At 71.0% G+C, this 18,135-nt stretch carries 13 protein-coding genes and 1 pseudogene; 6 read left to right on the forward strand and 8 right to left on the reverse strand.

The window, feature by feature from the left end; all coding sequences use genetic code 11:
- Positions 1-80: 80 nt before the first annotated feature.
- Positions 81-6,929, forward strand: coding sequence for a DUF2341 domain-containing protein (locus AB0K18_RS45450; RefSeq protein WP_364927858.1), 6,849 nt, complete (start codon positions 81-83; stop codon positions 6,927-6,929).
- Between the two features lie 399 nt (positions 6,930-7,328).
- Here the strand turns inward: AB0K18_RS45450 and AB0K18_RS45455 are convergent, their stop codons facing one another.
- Positions 7,329-7,970 carry a helix-turn-helix domain-containing protein gene (locus AB0K18_RS45455; RefSeq protein WP_364927861.1) on the reverse strand — a complete coding sequence of 214 codons (642 nt, stop codon included), beginning with the start codon at positions 7,968-7,970 and terminating at the stop codon, positions 7,329-7,331.
- A gap of 143 nt (positions 7,971-8,113) precedes the next feature.
- Between AB0K18_RS45455 and AB0K18_RS45460 the strand changes: the two genes are divergently transcribed.
- Both AB0K18_RS45460 and AB0K18_RS45465 read left to right on the forward strand, forming a co-directional pair.
- Positions 8,114-8,848 carry an SDR family oxidoreductase gene (locus AB0K18_RS45460; RefSeq protein WP_364927864.1) on the forward strand — a complete coding sequence of 245 codons (735 nt, stop codon included), beginning with the start codon at positions 8,114-8,116 and terminating at the stop codon, positions 8,846-8,848.
- Between the two features lie 31 nt (positions 8,849-8,879).
- A complete protein-coding gene (locus AB0K18_RS45465; protein WP_364927866.1) occupies positions 8,880-9,503 on the forward strand; it encodes an NAD(P)-binding domain-containing protein in 624 nt (207 codons plus the stop codon).
- A gap of 202 nt (positions 9,504-9,705) precedes the next feature.
- On the opposite strand, the gene AB0K18_RS45470 is transcribed toward AB0K18_RS45465, so the two are convergent.
- From AB0K18_RS45470 to AB0K18_RS45485, 4 genes are all read right to left on the reverse strand, one after another.
- The gene (locus AB0K18_RS45470; RefSeq protein ID WP_364927868.1) at positions 9,706-9,978 is read right to left on the reverse strand and encodes a hypothetical protein; all 273 of its coding nucleotides are present in this window, start codon (positions 9,976-9,978) and stop codon (positions 9,706-9,708) included.
- Between the two features lie 5 nt (positions 9,979-9,983).
- Positions 9,984-10,523, reverse strand: coding sequence for a hypothetical protein (locus AB0K18_RS45475; RefSeq protein ID WP_364927870.1), 540 nt, complete (start codon positions 10,521-10,523; stop codon positions 9,984-9,986).
- Positions 10,524-10,695: 172 nt separating this feature from the next.
- Positions 10,696-13,407 carry an AAA family ATPase gene (locus tag AB0K18_RS45480; protein WP_364927873.1) on the reverse strand — a complete coding sequence of 904 codons (2,712 nt, stop codon included), beginning with the start codon at positions 13,405-13,407 and terminating at the stop codon, positions 10,696-10,698.
- 138 nt (positions 13,408-13,545) lie between these two features.
- Positions 13,546-13,737 carry a hypothetical protein gene (locus AB0K18_RS45485; protein WP_364927875.1) on the reverse strand — a complete coding sequence of 64 codons (192 nt, stop codon included), beginning with the start codon at positions 13,735-13,737 and terminating at the stop codon, positions 13,546-13,548.
- A 185-nt stretch (positions 13,738-13,922) separates the two neighbouring features.
- Between AB0K18_RS45485 and AB0K18_RS45490 the strand changes: the two genes are divergently transcribed.
- The 3 genes and pseudogenes from AB0K18_RS45490 (at position 13,923) to AB0K18_RS45500 (ending at position 16,393) form a co-directional block, all read left to right on the forward strand.
- Positions 13,923-15,239 carry an acyltransferase gene (locus AB0K18_RS45490; RefSeq protein ID WP_364927878.1) on the forward strand — a complete coding sequence of 439 codons (1,317 nt, stop codon included), beginning with the start codon at positions 13,923-13,925 and terminating at the stop codon, positions 15,237-15,239.
- A gap of 589 nt (positions 15,240-15,828) precedes the next feature.
- Positions 15,829-15,996: pseudogene (locus AB0K18_RS45495) on the forward strand (AMP-binding protein); the annotation flags it as partial.
- 127 nt (positions 15,997-16,123) lie between these two features.
- Entirely contained in the window at positions 16,124-16,393 is a 270-nt protein-coding gene (locus AB0K18_RS45500) for a hypothetical protein (protein WP_364927901.1), read from the forward strand.
- A 103-nt stretch (positions 16,394-16,496) separates the two neighbouring features.
- Here AB0K18_RS45500 and AB0K18_RS45505 read toward each other — a convergent pair whose 3' ends face one another.
- From AB0K18_RS45505 to AB0K18_RS45515, 3 genes are all read right to left on the reverse strand, one after another.
- Positions 16,497-16,952 carry a DUF4383 domain-containing protein gene (locus AB0K18_RS45505; protein ID WP_364927881.1) on the reverse strand — a complete coding sequence of 152 codons (456 nt, stop codon included), beginning with the start codon at positions 16,950-16,952 and terminating at the stop codon, positions 16,497-16,499.
- 57 nt (positions 16,953-17,009) lie between these two features.
- A complete protein-coding gene (locus tag AB0K18_RS45510; RefSeq protein ID WP_364927884.1) occupies positions 17,010-17,573 on the reverse strand; it encodes a hypothetical protein in 564 nt (187 codons plus the stop codon).
- A gap of 355 nt (positions 17,574-17,928) precedes the next feature.
- Positions 17,929-18,135, reverse strand: a 207-nt coding sequence (locus tag AB0K18_RS45515) for a hypothetical protein (RefSeq protein ID WP_364927887.1), incomplete at its 5' end; no start/stop codon positions are given.

Here is an 18,135-nt window from a genome sequence, read left to right on the forward strand (position 1 = left end):
ATATGTAGTGGATTGCGATGTTCATGCTGGCGTCACCGACCATCCGGAACGCATTCATCGATGATCGATGAACTCCCCGCATGCAATCCCATGTCCTGTCACGCACCCGCGCCCTCGCCCGGGTCACCGCCGTGCTCGGCGCCGTCCTCACCATCGGGGCCGGCTTACCGGCAGCGGCCCAGGCGGCGGACCCGCTGCCCGGGATCGACGGCGCCGGCACCCCCCGCGACCCGTACCAGATCGACACGGCCGACGACCTGCGCACGGTCGCCGGCGCGATCAACGGGGACCCGGGCGGCCACGGCGGCGCGGCCTACCGGCTGACCGCCGACGTCGACTTCGGCGGAGGCACGTTCGGGGGCATCAACACCTTCACCGGAACGTTCGAGGGCGCGGGTCACACGATCAGCGATCTGACCCTCGTACGGGAGGAGTCGGCGGGCGGCGAGGCCGACCGCCTGGGCCTGGTGCGCCGGCTCAACGGCGGCACGATCCGCAACGTCACCCTCGACGGCGTGCGCGCCGACGCGGGCACGAGCACCAACGGGTGGATCGGCACCGTCGCCGTCATCGCCACCAACGCCACCATCACCGGCACCTCCGTGAAGAACGCGCAGCTCACGGCGACCAGCGCCGAGAAGGTCGGCGGCATCGCCGCCGAGCTGCACAACGGGACCATCGAGGACAGCCTCGTCACCGGCTCCCTGAGCGCGGCCAAGATGCCCGCCGGCATCGCCGCGTACGTCAACCAGAACTCCCAGGTCCGGCACAACCTGGCGGCGGCCGACCTGACGGTGGCCGCCCCGGGCGGCGAGGGCGGCACGCGCGGCATCGACGCGGGCCTCATCGCCGGCTATCCGGGCACGCCCAACGGCTCCGCCTTCACCGGCAACGTCGCGCTGTCCGGCTCGATCGCCTACCAGGGCAAGGCCGACGGGTTCGTGGGCCGCGTCATCGGCTACACCGGCTACGACGGCTGGACGGCCGAGAACAACCTGGCCAACGCCGCGATCACCATCGCCGGGCAGCCGGTCACCGGCCCCGGCGCCAAGAACCAGCACGGCACGGACGCCACGGCCGGGCAGCTCGCGCAGCGGGCCACGTACGAGGGCCTGGGCTGGGACTTCACCAACGCCTGGCGCTGGGACGACGCCGCGGGCCACCCGGTGCCGCAGTACAGTCAGACGTTGTTCGGCAGCGGCACCGCGGAGCAGCCCTACGAGATCGGCTCCCCCGAGGACCTGGAGCATCTCACCGCCCAGCTCAACGCGGGCAACGCCCGCTACACCGGCGACAGGCACTTCGTGCTGACCGCCGACCTCGACTTCGCCGGGCGTCAGCCGTTCGGCGGCATCAACCGCTTCGAGGGCGTGCTTGACGGTGCCGGGCACAAGATCAGCGGCCTGGTGTACGGCCCGCAGGAGAGCGCCGGCGGCGAGGCCGACCGGCTCGGCCTGGTGCGCCGGCTCGACGGCGGCACCATCCGCGGCCTCACCCTGGCGGGCGTCACGGCCGACGGCGGCACGCGCGCCGGGTTCGTGGCCGGCCTGGCCGTCGTCGCCACGAACGCGACCCTGACGGGCAACACCGTGCTCGACGCCGAGCTCACGGCCACGAGTGCTGAGAAGGTGGCGGGCCTGGTCGCGGAGCTGCGCGGCGGCTCGGTCAGCGACAACCGGGTACGCGCCACGGTCAGCGCGGACAAGATGCCCGCGGGCCTGGTGTCGTACGCGAACAACGGCGTGTCGATCCGCAACAACCTCGTCGAGGCGGACCTCACCGTGGCCGCCGACGGCGGCGCGAACGGCACCCGGGGCATCGACGCCGCGCACGTCGTGGCCTACCCGGGCAATCCCGGCTCAGGCAGCTCGTACACGGGCAACGTCGCGCTCTCCGGCACGATCGCCTACCAGGGCAAGATCGACGGTTTCGCCGGCCGCGTCGTCGGCTACACGGGCTACGAGGGCTGGACCGCGCAGAGCAACCTCGCCAACGGCGCGATCACCATCGGCGGCAACCCGGTCACCGGCCCCGGCACCAAGAACCAGCACGGGACCGACACGGCGGCCGACGCGCTCGCGCGCCAGGCCACCTACACCGCGCTCGGCTGGGACTTCGCCGAGAAGTGGAGCTGGGACGCCCAGGCCGGCCACCCCGTGCCGAAGTACGTCTCCCCGGCCGAGGCCCCGAACCGGATCGCCACCACCTTCTACGGCGACCCGGGCACGCAGCGCGCCTTCACCTGGTACTCGACGCTGGACAGCAGCGGCGCCGCCGTGCTGAGCACGGACCGCGAGTTCCCCGAGGGCTCGGCCACGGTCACGGTCGAGGCGCAGCGCGAGGACAGCGAGGACGGGGAGGGCTTCTTCCGCGCCGTCGCCCGCGACCTCAAGCCCGGCACCACCTACTACTACCGGGTGGGCGACGCCGAGCAGCAGGTGTGGAGCGCGACCGGCACGTTCGTCACGGCGAAGGGCGGGGAGGAGGACTTCACGTTCATCGACCTGACCGACACGCAGTCGCAGAACCTGGCCGAGGCGGAGCTGTCGGCGCAGACCATCGCCAAGGCGCTCAAGCACGTGCCCGACGCCGAGTTCGTCATGCACAACGGCGACGTCGTCGAGGCGGGCGACCGCGAGCAGGACTGGAAGGACCTGCTCGACTCCGCCCGCCCGAGCCTGCTGAACACCACGCTCGCGCCGGCGCCGGGCAACCACGACGCGCACGAGAACGCGTTCGCCGACCACTTCACGCTGGAGGGCCCGCAGGACCAGGACCGCTCCGCCGGCGTGTACTACTCCTACACCTACAACCACGCGCACTTCATGGTGCTCAACACCAACGAGGGCGGCGCCGAGGGCATCTCCGGCAAGCAGCTCGACTGGCTGAAGGCCGACGCCGAGGCCGCCCGCGACGCCGGCGCCACGTGGCTGGTCCTGGTCATGCACAAGGGCACCTACACCACGGCGAACCACCTGGACGACGGCGACGTCATGGCGATGCGCCGCACGCTCGTGCCGGTGATCGACGAGCTGGACATCGACCTGGTGCTGCAGGGCCACGACCACGTGATGAGCCGGTCCAAGGTGCTGGCCGCCGACCCCGACGGGGTCCAGGGGGCCCGTCCCGTCGAGACCACCAAGATCACCGAAGTGCGGAACGGGAAGCGCGTCGAGTACGCGGTGGACCCCAAGGGCACCATCTACTTCCTGCCGAACACCGCGGGGGCCAAGCACTACAGGCAGGCGACCGATCCGCAGGGGGTGGAGCTGGAGCCGTACCTGCGGCTGTTCGACCGCACCGGTGAGCAGGCGGGCGAGAACTTCACGGCGATCGACGTCACCGCCGACCGCCTCACGGTGAACGTCTACGACATCCGCGAGCGCGGCGTGCCGCGCCTGTTCGAGGGCTTCGGCATCGACCGCGCCATCTCGCCGGTCGACGCCCAGCTCGGCAAGCTGCCGGAAGACGTCAGGCTTGCGGACGCCGAGGCGGTGGCCGCCGCGCGCGCCGCCGTCAACGCCCTCACCGAGGCGCAGCGCGGCGCCCTGACCGGGCTGAAGCGCCTGGAGGACGCCGAGCGGCGGCTGCGCGAGCTGGGCGGCCTCGTCTCCACCGACGGCAGGACCGTGGCCTGGGCCGACGCCGGCGCGACCGCCCGCCAGGCGGTCACCGTGCGCAACGACACCGCCTCGGACTTCACCGGTACGCCCGTGCAGCTGCGCATCCCGTCCACGCCCGACGTCGAGCGGGACGAGCTGGCCTTCTTCGGCGCCGACGGCGCGCCCCTGCCGCACGAGGTGGAGACCTGGCAGCCGGGCGGCACCTCGACCGTGTGGGTCCGGGTGCCGAGCCTGCCCGCCGAGTCGGCGCGCCAGCTGTGGGCCTACTTCGGCGGCGGCGCTGCGGGCAACGACCCCACGGACGTGTGGGGCGAGCAGTACGCGCTGGTCGAGCACTTCGCCAGCGCCACCGCCAGCGGCGAGAGCCGTACCGACTCCACGGGCCGGCGGACCGGCCTCGTGGTCGGCGACGCCCTGGCCACCGACGCCTCCGAGCGGGGCACCGGCCAGACCCGGTTCGCGGGTTCGCGCCTGCAGTACCCGGGCGACGTCGGCGGCGGCCACGACCGCATCGCGATCAGCGGCGTGTACTCCGTCACCGAGGAGGACCTGGCCGCGCTGGGCGCGGCGGCTCCCGTGATCGCGAAGGAGAGCGCGACCGGTGACGGGCAGCTCACCTTCTGGCAGGGCGTGCGACCGGCCGACAAGCAGGTCGGCACGCGCCTTGCGGGCAACAGCTTCGAGTTCGGCGACGTCGACCTGAGCCACCGCTTCGCCTTCCCCGCCGACGGCAGGCCGCACCTGGTGACCCAGACCTACGACGGCATGACGTACTCGGTGTTCGTGGACGGCCGCGAGGTGCACAGCCAGATGGTCGAGTACCGCAGCACGTTCTCCGACCCGGCCGTGCAGACGACGATCGGCGACTCCTACACCGACGACGGCACCCTGCGGACGCCGTTCCGCGGCCTGGTGGACGAGGTGCAGATCGCGGGCGTGGCCTTCACGCCGGCCTTCGAGTCCTTCCGGTACGCGAACCTGTTCGGCGACGCCGTGAGCTTCGGCGAGCGGGTCGAGCGTAAGGACGAGCGCCTGATGCTGATGGTCGGCACCCCGCGGGCGGGCAGCTCGCTGGAGGCCGGGCTGGTCGAGGTGACCGGCACCGTCAGCCGGCGCGCCGTGCTCACCGCGCAGGTGGCCGGCGAGAAGGTGCTCACCCAGCAGGTGGACGCCGGGTCGTTCACGGTCCCCGTGCCCGTGAACGAGAACGGCGAGCAGACGCTCACGGTGACGGCCGCCGCCGCCGGCAAGCCGGGCAAGCCCGGCTCCGGCGGGCGCGACGTCGCCACCCCGGTCGAGGTGCCGGTCACGGTCAAGGACACCGTGGCGCCCGCCTCCCCGGAGGTCGGCGACGACGCCGAGTCGGCGACCGGGCAGAACCCGAGCGTCACGCTGAGCGCGACGCCGCGGACGAAGGACCGCGAGCGGGTGGAGGCCACGTTCCACGCCGGCCCGACCATCCCGCTGACCGGCTCCAACGTCGTGGTACGCACCGGGACCACCCCTGACCGGGTGCCCGACGCGCTGAAGCCGGACAGCGGCACCGTCAGCGAGCAACTGCTGCCGACGACCGAGGGCACGAACGAGAACCCGTACCAGGTCTACGAGATCTCCCTGACCGCCGAGCAGGCGGCGCAGCAGGAGTTCCACCTGACCTGGACGGGCTCGGGCGACGACCGCACGATCTCGGCCCACGTGTACGACCACGCGGCCGGCCGCTGGATCCTGAAGGACACCGGCTCCGACCCGTCCGGCGGCGAGATCCAGCTCGACGTGACCGCCCGCGCAGGCGAGAACGTCGTGTCAGGCGGGAGGCTGCACCTGCTGGTCTGGCGCGGCCTGACCGCGATGCCCGGCCAGGAGGGTGACGACATCGAGTCGATGCCCACCGCCGACCGCTACGACTGGGCGTTCGACCACGTGCCGGACTCCCAGCTGTACGCGCAGGCGACCCCGGACCTCATGACGCACCAGTTCGCGTACGTCGCCGAGGTCGCGAAGGAGCGCAAGACCAAGCTGGTGCTGCAGTCGGGCGACTGGGTCAACCGCGAGTACCTGTCGCAGGAGTACCAGTGGGTCAACGCCGAGCCGTCGGCGCGGGCCCTGGAGGACGCGAAACTGCCCTACATGATCTCGTGGGGCAACCACGACTACTCCGATGCCCGCAACGGCCGCGTCATGCTGCCGAAGTACTTCCCCATGGAGCGCTTCGAGAAGAGCCTCGAAGGCAGCCCCTGGACGTTCGGCGGCAGCGACGACATCGACAACTACTACTACACGGCCGAGATCGACGGGGCGAAGCTGCTGCTGCTCACCGTCGGCTTCTTCTCCGCCGACAACGCCGATGACGCCGGGCTGGCCTGGGGCAAGAAAGTCATCGAGGCCCACCCGGACCACGCGGTGATCCTGGCCAACCACAACTCGGTGAACCAGGGCGTCAACGGCTGGTCCAACGGCAACGTCACCCAGGCGCTGATCGATCCGTACCCGAACGTCAAGCTGGTGCTCGGCGGCCACATCGCCGGCACCGGCGTCGCCTGGCGGCAGACGGCGGGCGGCAACCGCGTCTACGGCGTGCTGACCGACTACCAGTCGCGCGTGTACGGCGGCCAGGAGTACCTCAAGCACATCAGCGTCGACGCCGAGAACGACCTGATCTACTTCAACACCTGGTCGCCCCTGCTGGGCAAGGCAACGTCCGACGGCAACTGGCACCACGACGTGCCGGCGGGCGCGATCCCCGGCTTCCACGGCGCGGACTCGGAGAACTTCGCCCTGGAGATCGACCTCGGTGGCACCACGAAGCGGACCCTCACGGCCAAGGCGCTCACCGCCGCGGCCGGCGCGCGCCGGCAGGTCGGGGACGTGCGCACCGCGGTCGGCGCCGAGCAGGTCTCGGTGGTGCTGAACGGGCTCAAGGGCGGCGGCTCCTACGAGTGGTACGCCGAGCTGCGCGACGCCGCGGGCCACGTGACCCGCAGCGCCGTCAGCACCTTCACCGTGGACGCGACGCCGTCGCAGCCCGAATGGGACGCCAGGACGGTCTACACGGCGGGGCACGAGGTGACCTACCGCGGCGCCGTCTGGCGGGCGTCGTGGTGGACGCAGAACCAGAAGCCGGGCGACCCGTACGGGCCGTGGCAGGAGATCACCACGACCGCCGACGGCACCGCCGTCTGGACCGCGAGCCGCATCTTCGTCGCCGGCGAGGTGGCGGAGCACGACAGGAAGCGGTACGAGGCCAAGTGGTGGACCCGCAACCAGGAGCCGGGCAACCCGCACGGCCCGTGGCGGCCACTGAGCTGACCCCGGAGTGAGAAGGTGGGCGTGATCGTCTCGGCGGTCACGCCCACTTTCGTGCGGAGATCCGGAGGCGGCCAGCCACCGGGCCGCTGTTTCACCGTCCGACCGCGTAGCCCCGCGCACGCAGGGCACGGCATCGGCTCGTCACGCGTACGGGCCATCACCCGGATGCGGTCACCCTCGTCCGCTACGCCCTCGATGACCAGGGCGGACAGTCCCGCGAACACGAAATCCGTAAGATCGTCGATCTTCAGCACGACACAGCCCGGCAGGGATCATCCAGCGCCACCACCGATCACGGGCCGGAGCCGTCCACTGGACAGACCCGTTGTGCGGGATGCGCCACTACTTGAGCTGGGCGTTGGCGCGTTCGCCTGGCCCGCGAAGCCCATGATCGGGCCCTCACCGGCCTCCCACCGGAACGGGAGCAGACCCGGTGGTTCTGCGGTCATCGCCGGCCTGCCCAGGAGATGAGGTGGGCATGGCGTTGTCGATGAGGACGGCGGCGATGGCGGCGGCGGTGGGGAAGGCGTCGGCGTCGAGAACCCGGGTGCGCGCCGCGGCACCGTCGATGAGCAGCGCGAGCTGCTCGCCGAGCTGTTCAGGCTCGGCGGCGCCGGCTTCGCGGGCGGTGTCGGCGAGCCGCGCGGCGACGGCTTTCTTGTAGTCGCGTGCGTACTGGGAGGCGGGGTGCTGGGGGTCGTGGAGTTCGACGGCGGCGGCGATGTAGGGGCACAGGGGGGTGCTGGGAGGGATGTCGAAGGCGGCGAGGAGCCGTTCGCGGGGCGTCAGGTCGGTGCGGTCGAACACGCCGGACAGAACGGAGGGGTCGAACCGGCGCAGATACTCGGCGACGATCTCGTCCTTGCCGGTGAAGTGCTGGTAGGCCGTGCGCTTGGACACCTGGGCCGCCGCGCACAGCTGCTCCATGCCGGTGCGGTTGATGCCCTGCTCGCGAAACAGCTGCCGGGACGCGCTCAGGATGCGCTCGCGGGCGCCCCGGCCGCGGCGGTGGCCCCTGGGGCCCTTCTCCAACTCCGTCACGGGTCCATGGTACCCGAGCTGGGTAACGATCGGTGTACTTAAGTTTGCGCCCCGGCCGCCCGCCCCATACGGTAAGCACACCGAACGGTGTACATAACGCCGTCGTCCCAGGTGCGCACGCATCACCGACCTGAAGGAGCAACATGGGAAAGCTTGACGGCAAGGTAGCGGTCATCACCGGCGGCACCACCGGCATGGCGCTGGCCGGCGCGAAACTGTTCGTCGACGAGGGAGCGCACGTCTTCATCACCGGCCGCCGCCGGGACGCCCTGGACGAGGCCGTGAAGCAGATCGGCCGCAACGTCACAGGCGTCCAGGGCGATGCCGCCGACCTGGACGACCTGGACCGCCTGTACGACACTGTCAAGCAGGAGAAGGGCAGCATCGACGTGCTGTGGGCCAGCGCAGGCGGGGGCGAGCCCGCTCCGCTCGGCGAGATCACCGAGGCCCAGTTCGACACCTGGTTCGGGCTGAATGCCCGCGGCACCCTGTTCACCGTCCAGAAGGCCCTTCCGCTCTTCAACGACGGCGGCTCCATCCTCATGACCGGCTCCAACGCCTCCCTCGGCGCCTTCCCCGGCTGGAGCGTCTACGCCGGCAGCAAGGCCGTCCAGCAGGCCTGGGCCCGCGTCTGGCTCAACGAGCTCAAGGACCGCCGCATCCGCGTCAACGTCCTGACCCCCGGCCAGGTCGCCACCGCCAAGCAGGAGGAACTCTTCGACGAGGCCACCAAGCGCCGGTTCGAGTCCCTCATCCCCCGCGGCCAGATGGGCCGTCCCGACGAAATCGCCACCGCCGCCCTCTTCCTCGCCTCCGACGACTCCAGCTACGTCAACGGCATGGAACTCGTCGTCGACGGCGGCACCACCGCCATCTGAACCACCCCACCACCACCAGGCAGGACATCTCATGAGCAGCATCAGCATCATCGGCACCGGCACCATGGCCCGCGCCATCGGCGTACGGGCGGTAGCGGGCGGTAACACCGTCGAGGTCATGGGCCGCGATCAGTCCAAGGCCGCTGACCTGGCCAGGGTTCTCGGCGGCGGCGCCACGACGGGAGCGTGGGGTGCCGCCCCGGCCGGGGACATCGTCATCATGGCCCTGTTGTCCGACGGCGTCGTGCCGGTCGTCGCCCAGTACGGGGACGCTCTGGCGGGCAAGGTCATCGTCGACATCAGCAATCCCTTCAATTCCACGTTCGACGGGCTTGCCCACCGCGAGGAGACCTCCATCGCGCAGGAAGTCGCCAAGGCGGCCCCCGCCGGCGCCGGCGTGGTGAAGGCGTTCAACACCATCTTCCGCCATGTCCTGGAGAAGGGTCGGCCGGACGTCTTCATCGCCGGCGATGATGCGCCGGCCAAGGCACGCGTGGAGGCGTTCATCGAGAGCCTCGGACTGCGCCCGCTGGACGTCGGCGGCCTGAAAATGGCGCACTGGCTGGAAGGAGCCGGTGTCGTCACGGTGGGCCTCGCCAACCACGGGGTGGGGAACGCGGACTTCGCCCTCAGCATCACCGAGCTTCCAGTCTGAGCACAGGGTCGACGGATCACCGCAAGGACTCACCGACCACAGCACGCCCCTCGACCACGCCACCTCCTGAGGGTCCAGGTGGGGCAGGAGTTTGGCCGCCGTCAACGGCGAGGCCCCCAGCCCGCCGAGCTGGACGACCACGGACGCGCGCCGGTAGTGGGCGGCCCCGGTTACCCGGGGTCCGAGCACTTGAGCGTCCCGTTCACGCGACCATGAGGTAGGCGAAACGTCCGATCGGTCTGACCTCGATCCGGACGTACGCCGTCGGCACCCCGTGCCAGATGGTCGTCGTGCCGCTGAGGTTGTACACGGTGCCATTGGCGTAGAACGGCGGGTCCGCGCCGTACCGGCGCCATTCGACGGTCACGAGCCCGTCGCCCGGCCGGTGGGTGAGGTTTATGGCCCCGAAGCTCGGGCCGTTGTACAGCGCCGTCCATATAGATGGGTCGCAGAGTGCGTACTGGGTGGTCGACATCGGAATCACTGCTCCGACGTCGGTGTCGCACCGGCTGGCGTGGACCGCCGCGCCATCAGCGCCGAGCTCTCGGCGCGGCACCGCAGCAGCGCCATGTAGAGCCGCTCGGCCAACTCGCCCGGGTGGTTGATGGGGAAGAACTCTTCGGGGACGTACCGGCTTATCGCCGCGGCGGTGATGTGATGCCCGGCGGCGCTGAACTTCTTGCCGGGTAGCAGGCCGGCGATGGTCGCGTGACTCGTGATGGGATAGACGACGCCGGTTTCCTGCGCCAGCTTCACCGCCAAGGCACAGATCCTGAGTTCGGGGACGACATGCAGGGTCAGATCCAGAACGTCGAAGTCGGCCGGTTGGAAGGTGATCTGTTCGCCGGGGAGTTTCCAGTTGGGGGGAGTCTTCTGCGACAGACCGCTGGAGAGGGGCGCTGGTTCGGCCGAGGCCGGCCTCGCGGTCACCGCCGCCAGGCCGATGGCTCCGAGCCCGGCGGCCGTGCCCGTTCTGATCATGCTTCGGCGGGGCATCGATCCGCTGCTGTCTTTCTCCATGTTTCTCCTTGAAATTGGTGCCACGGTGCTCTCAGACGCAGGTGCGTACCGCGCGAGACAGATTCGCGAACTCGATGAGCGCCTGAAGGGGCCTGCCGGATCAACGGGTGAGTTCGGTACACCCAGGATCGGACCGGGCCGCTCACCCGGGCATCGGGGGAACCACGGATGTTTAGGGCGTCACACCGCGCCGAATGAGGTCGCGGCGGGACATTCGCAGCTTTGTGTACACCCTGCTCAGGTGAGTCTCCACGGTTCTGACGGTGATCGACAGCCGTTCGGCGATCTCGGCGTTGCTGAGTCCTTGGGCGGCCAGGGTCGCGGTCCGGGTCTCGGCGGGGGTCAGCGCCTGAGGGTCAGTGGTACGGCGGCGGCCGTCGGCGCGGCGGAGCTCCTCCTGCGCCCGTGCGGCGAGCCACCGTGCCCCGGCTTGGGCGGCCGTGGCCGCTGCGTCGGCGAGCATCGGCCTGGCCCGCGCGGGCCGGCCGGTCCGGCGCAGCCATGCGCCGTAGAGGAGCTGGGTCTCCACCTTCTCGAAGGGCTGGTCGGTGGTGTCGTGCAGGGCGAGGGCCGTCGCGAACTCGGCCTCCGCCACGGCGGGGTCGTCGGCCAGGAGGGCCCGCCCGGTCGCGGCCGCGATCCGCGGCCAGACGCAGGGCAGCGAGGCCGAGACCGCTTCGAGCCGCGCGACCAGCCGCTCTGCTGACTCGCGCCGCCCGATTCTCGTGTACGCCACGGCGGCGTCCCGCGCGAAGGGGATCAGGCACGGTTCGAAGATGCCGACCCGCTGGGTCGTCTCGTCGAGCAGGTCGAACTGCGTGCAGGCCGTGGCGAGGTCGCCCTCGTGGAGGGCACGGCGGCCCCGGACGTACCAGACGACGATCAGGGTGCCGACGTCGCTCAGGTTCGACGCGCTGTGCTCGACCTGGGCGCAGCGTCGCTCGCACTCCTCCAAGTCGCCCGACAGCAGCAGGAGCCAGGTCTGGGCGGCGGCCACGTAGCGCTCCGAGATCGGGGCCAGATCCTTGACGGCCCGGGCCTGCTCGACGCTCGCGAAGGCCTCGCGGAGCCGGCCGACGCGCACCATGAACTCGGCGCGGGAGGCGTACAGCATGCTCAGGGTGCCGATCGCCCCGGCGCGCTCGGCGGCGGCGATCACCCGGGTGAACGCCTGCTCGCACTCGTCGAAACGCTCGGCCCACTTGGCGGCGAAGGCGTGGTTGCTCAGCGCCCCCCAGGTGCCCTGCACGTCGGTCAGCTGGGCCTCCGGGTCGTCCTCGATCTCCCGGGCCGCCCGCACGACCTCGTCGAGTCCGGCCAGGTCGGCGCCGAGGTAGGCGATGTAGCCGTGCGCGGAGGCGACCTTCCGGCGCAGGGCCGCGCCGACGCCGGCCGCATGTTCCCGGGCGTGGTCCCGGGCCCGGGCGGCGAAGGGGAGCGCCCGGCTTCCGTGGATCAGGTGCTGGAAGTTGGCGTGGTCGAGCAGCGCCTCGACGGCGATCGAAGGGGCCCGCTCGGCGGCCAGCTCGGCGGCCCGGTCGAGGTCGCGTTCGGCCTGTCGATGGTCGCCGGCGAGGAAACCGGCGCGGCCGGCCATCCAGGCGGCCTGCGCGGCAGTTTCCACGCCGGCGGCGGGATGGCGGGAGACGGCCCCGAGCAGCGCGACCGCCTCAGCGGCCCGGCCGACCGCCATGAGGGCCTGGCCTGCGGCCAGCCCCAGCCCCGGGTCGGCGTGGTCTCCGGCCAGGCGATGGGCGCCCGCCAGGTAGCGCGCGGCCGTCTCGGTCGCGCCGGCGGCCAGCGCGTCGCGGCCGACCCGTTCCAGCGCGGCGACGGCATGCCGGTCGCCGGCCAGGTTCCCGCGCAGCGCGTGCTCGGCCGCCTCGGCCCGCGACCCCCGCCGCATCAGCAGGGCGAACGCCAGCGCGTGCAGCCGTAAGCGAGTCGAGGTCGGCATCTCCTCGTAGAGAATCTGCTGGAACAGCGGATGGACGAACTCGACCCGCCCGCCGGGAGCCTCCCGCAGGAGGCGCCCCCGCTGGAGACCCGCGACGGTGTCGTCGCCCGCCTCGGTGTCCAGGCCCGCCAGCTCCATCGCCGCCCCTGGATCGAACGACAACCCAAGGACGCTGCCCGCCCGCGCGCAGCGCATCGCCTCGGGCGTCGCCCCGACGAACCGCCGGACCAGCAACTCCCGGCCCGCGAGATCGGGCGATCGCGTCTCCAGCGAGCCCAGGTCCGCGCCATCGGCGAGCAGCCGCGCGACGTGGTCGAGCAGCAGCGGGTTGCCCGCGCACATCGCCCACACTGTGCGAGCCATCCGGGCCGGCAACTCGTGGCCGGTCCGCCGGGCGAGGAAGGCGGCGGAGGACCGCTCACCCAGCGGTTCGAGCTCAACCGTACGCGCGCACCCGCTCTCCTCCAGGTCCCGCGCGAGGTCCAGAGCGGTGGGCGGCCACGCCCGCAGGGCCGCCACGACCGCTACCCGGGAGGCGGCCAGGCGGCGGCACAGGAACGCCAGCAGCGTGAGTGAGTCGGCGTCGGCCCAGTGGAGATCGTCGACGACCAGCACCACAGGATCGCCCGACCACGACTCCAGGGCCTGCCACATGCGGTGACACCGGCCCGCCAGGGTGTCGGTCGGCTGGTCGCCGACGCCGAGAACCGCCAGGGCCTGAGTCATCACATCGAAGGGGATCCCCGACGCGATGGGCGAGCCGTGGGCGCGTCCGACGTGGAAACCGGCGGCGGCGATTCCGCCGAGCAGCCAGGTCTTCCCCATCCCGGCGTCCCCGTGGACGAACACCGCCCCGCCACGTCCCGCCTGGGCCTCCGCGAGCCGCTCATGAATGGCGTCGGCCGCGACCGTCCGCTCCCGCACCATCACAGTGTCGCAAAAACGCAGGAAGGATTTCCCTTGCACCGGTAACGCGAAAAGCCCTGCTTCCCAGCCTCTCTTGTGAGTGAGGATGCCGGCGAACGGGCGGTGAGATCATCTGGCACTGCCGACTTCGATGACGCGTCAGGCGAGCGGACACACACGACGAATCCCTCGGGGCCTCCGCTGTCTTCGGGCGGGCAGGCGAACCAGCATCGCGACCATCGCGCGCAGCAGGGCCAGCTGGAGCGAACCGTCGGGGGCGTCCAGGCCGACCAACGCCAGCGACCCGCCGATCAGCACCACCGTCAGCAGGACGACCACCAGGTCGCGCACCGACGGCGGGCGAAGCGGGCCGCTCTGGTGCCGCGTGACACATCGTGATCATCCCGGGAGTGATCACTTGGCGGGACAGGCGTCACCGTTTCGCATCGCCGCGGGCTGGGGACAGCCTCAGCATGGCCTCCGGCCTGGGGGGAACGGGGCACGGGGATGATCCACGGTGAGCGGGGGCTGACGTCATGCGCGGGCTGGCGGCGATGGTGCGCGACCTGGCGGCGCGTACGCCCGGCAGCCGCGAGCGCAGCGCCGACCTGTGGCGCGCACTGGCCATCTGCCTGGTGGTGTTCGGGCACTGGTTCGTCGTCGTCGTGACCTACCGGGACGGCCGGCTGTCCGGGTACAACGCGCTCGACGTCCTGAGCTGGATGGACCCGGTGACCTGGCTGTTCCAGGTGATGCCGATCTTCTTCCTGGTCGGCGGCTACGCCGGCGGCGCCTCGATGGCCTCGCACCGCGCCTCCGGGGGCGACGGCATCGGCTGGGTGCTGAGGCGGACCGACCGGCTGCTCCGGCCGACGACCGCGCTGTTCCTGGTGCTGCCGCTGACCTCGCTGGTCATCGTGGCGGCCGGGGTGAACACCGAACTGCTCGGCCACGCGGCGTGGCTCGCCTCCATCCCGCTGTGGTTCCTGCTGGCGTACCTCGTCCTGGTGGTGCTCACGCCGTGGTTGTACGCGCTGCACCACCACGCGGGGCTCGCCGTCCCTGTGGTGATGGTGGTCATCGTCGCGGCCGCCGACCTGCTGCGGCGGGGGCTGCACGTACCGGTCGTCGGTCAGAGCACCTACCTGTTCGCCTGGATGGCGATCTACCAGCTCGGCTTCTGCTGGCGGGACGGGCGCCTGCGGCTGAGCCGCAGGCAAGCGCTCGCGGTCGCGGCCGGCGGCCTGGCCGCCACGATCGGGCTGACCGTGGTGGGCCCCTACCCGGTCGGCATGGTCGGCTACAACACAGCGCCGCCGACCCTGGCACTGATGGCGCTCGCCACCACGCAGATCGGACTGGTCCTCGCCCTGCAGCCCGCGGCCAACCGATGGCTTCGCCGGATCGGCCCGTGGAGTGCGGTCATCGCGACCAACGCCGTCATTCTGACCGTGTTCCTGTGGCACATGGCAGCGGCGGTGATCGCGGCCGTCGTGTTGGTCCCGACCGGGATCCTGCCGCAGCCCCCGCTGCACTCGACGGCGTGGCTGCTGTGGCGAGTGCCGTGGCTGGCAGCTTGTGCCCTCGTCCTCATCGTGCTGGTCGCCCTGTTCGCGCGCATCGAACTGCGCCGGCCGATGACGCATTCCCTCGAGCGCGATCCGTGGCGTGACGGCGCGACCGTGCTCGGATCGGCCGCCGTGCTGGCCGGGCTCCTGATCGTCGCCGTGTCCGGCCCCGGCGACCACGGGCCCACCGGCATCCCCTGGGCGGGGGGACTCTCGTATCTGTGCGGTGCCGCTGTGCTGCGCGTGGCGCGAACCCGGTCTGCCCGGCCGAACGCCGGCCGTTGATCGCCGAGGAGCACCGCATACAAGCGCCTCGTCCAGCACCGCGGTGTCGCGGGGGTCGCCCACCGCCAGCAGCGTCTCCCATCCCAGCCGCCGACCCTGCTCGGCCACGGGCGGGGCCGCCTCACGCAGATATCTGGTCAGATGCTCCTCGACACGCTGGTCGAAGCGGTCGGGGTGGATACCGCGGCGAGGTGGCCCACCGGGAGCTGAACCCACTCGGGTGCGTACCTCGTCACCGGCCACCTGCGCGAACAGGGCACGCCCGAGACCGGGACCGGCCGGGTCGAGCAACTCGTCGATCCGCGGCTCCAGCAGGTCCAGACGGAGGCCCATGAGCCTGGCCCGCTCCTGGTCGGGCCCTGCGGCCAGATCCTGCCGCAACGCGGCGATCTCGTTGCGCAGCCGGGTCCGCCCGGCCTGCGTGCCGGGCTCCATCGTGGTGTAGAGCGACAGCACGCCTGATCGTGGACCTGGCCGAAGGCCTGCCCAGGCGCCGCGGGTATGGCAGATCGACGGCGGCGGGCTGCACCGTCTGCGCGAGGATGGGCGAGACGTGGACGACGCTCGGCTGCGGGCGCGCCGCCGGGCGATGTCGGCCGACGACCTGGCGACGATCATCTACCCCTCAGGCCCCACCGGCCGCCCGAAGGGCTGCATGCTCAATCACGGCAACCTGCTGTACGAGGCTCCCATCGCGATCGACAGCCTGGAGAAGATCCTCGGCCAGGACGCCTCGCCCCTGCTGTTCCTCCCGCTGGCGCACGTCTTCGCGAGGGTGATCCAGGTGGCCTGCCTGGAGCGGGGTGTGTGCCTGGGGCACAACGCCGACGCGAGCCCCAGATCAGGGCAAGGGAAGGATCTTCGACTGGGCCGAGTGGACCGCCGTGACCTACAGCCAGGCGCTGGACGAAGGGCGGCCGGGCCAGCGCCTGCGCCTGGCACATCGCCTGACCGGCCGGCTGGTGTACCGGCGGCTGCGGGCCTCGCTCGGCGGCCGGCCGCCGTACACGGCCGCGCTGATCACTCTGGACGCCGACGCGCTGGCCTCATGGAAGCTAGCCGCCGGCAAGCCCGAACAGCCCGCCCGGTCCCAGCAGGGCCGGCTTCCACTTTTCAAGGTCGGTCGGCGTGCCCGCCGCTCGGCGAAATGGTGATCTAGACGCTGTGCGTCGCGCAGGCACGCACCTCCGGTTCCCCGCTCGACCGGCACGAACCAAAGGGGTATCGGGAGCACGCGGGCACGCGCGCCGCGCTCTGCTAGTGAATGTCGAGGCGGTGCTGGAGCCGCGCACGTGTCGCTATCGCCCCGAGCGCGATCATGACGACCCCCAGCACCAGGTGCAGCCAGTTGTCGGCCGTGTTGAACGGGACGAAGTTGGCCCCGCCGCCGTGCGGGACGAACAGCCCGTAGAGCCAGAGCACCAGGTAGATGATGCCGCCGATGAGCAGGAACCCGCGTGCCCCCGCCCACGTCCTGGCCAGCAGGACACCGGCGACCCCGAACCCCAGGTGGACGATGTTGTGCAGGACCGACACCTGGAACAGGCCCAGCAGCATCGCGCCCGACTCGTGGCCGGCGAACTGCATCTGACCGTAATTGGTGGTGATGCCGGGGATGAACCCGAGAATTCCGATCAGCAGGAACACGGCGCCGACGATGAGCGCCGCCAGCTGAACGGGAGTCTTGGTGGCGGAGGAAAGAACACCGCTCATGGCGCCTCCCTTGTCGTACTGCTGACACTCATCTGCGCCTACCCCCCAGGGCGGCCCTCACGCACTGTGAGGTGGCCAGGAGGTCGGCGTAAGCTGCAGCGGTTCCGGGACGCCGAACAGCGCCTCGCCCTGGTTGGGGTGCGCACCGCCGTGCGGCGGCTGCAGCGGTTCGATCTCCAGCGCCAGATCGCCGAACTCGCATTGCGAACGAGTCTGGAGTTCGACCAGCTCCCGTCGGCGGATGACGATCTGGTCGTAGCGCTCCTCGGTGACATACCCATGCGACGATCCCTGGCAGACAAGGTCGTTTCGACCAACGGCTTGCAGGGCTTGGCTTCGGTGGCGCAGGTGGGCCACGCGGGTGGCGAGGTGCTCTTCCCGGGCGGTCTGCTCGGCGCGGATCTCTTGCCGGGTGGTGCGGGCGGTGACGGTGTCCTGTTCGGCGGCGCGGATGTCGGCGCGGCTGCTGGCCTGTAGCAGGTCGTCCCGGTGGCGGGTCAGCTGCGCGTGCTGGTGGCAGATCAGTGGCCATACCGTGCGTGGCGGCGCTTGGGTCTCGGTGTTGCGGGCCTGCTCCAGCCCTGCTCGGTACGCCTCCTCGCCGGGGTCAACGGCGCCCACCTGGTCTCCCTCGTCCGCGCCGGCGCCACCTTCATCGACGGCAAACTCGTCGAACGACCCGCAGGATCACCTGTCCCCCCAGCCGCCTAGAACTTCATGATCCACAGGTCTTGACTATTGCTCCCTAAGACGCTTTCAGAGCTCAGGTTATTTTCGGGTGCACGGTCTCGCCCGGCGGCCGACGCCGAAGCTCGGGAATGTAGTTCTCAACGACGAAACAACCGCCGGGTTAGAGATGCGCCGCCGCGTTGCGGAAGCGCTCGACCAGCTCGTTTTGCGTGGTCAGGTTCGTGATCATGTTACGGCCGGGGCGATCACCGCTCCCACGCACGGTGTTCACCTGCCAGGGAACCGGCTACCACCTGCCGAGGACGAGGCGTCCGGCGACGGGGCCGAGGGCGTAAGGGCCGGAGGTAGACCATTTACCGGCGTAGCTGGTGCCGTTCTTCCAGACATGGAAGCTGAACGTGTTGTCTCCGTTCTGGTAAGCCGCGACGATGTCGTCCCTGCCATCGGCGTCAACATCACCCGAAGCAACAAGGTCGCCGGTGTTGGCCATGGT

The sequence above is a fragment of the Nonomuraea sp. NPDC049421 genome (genome assembly GCF_040677005.1).
Lineage (GTDB): Bacteria > Actinomycetota > Actinomycetes > Streptosporangiales > Streptosporangiaceae > Nonomuraea > Nonomuraea salmonea.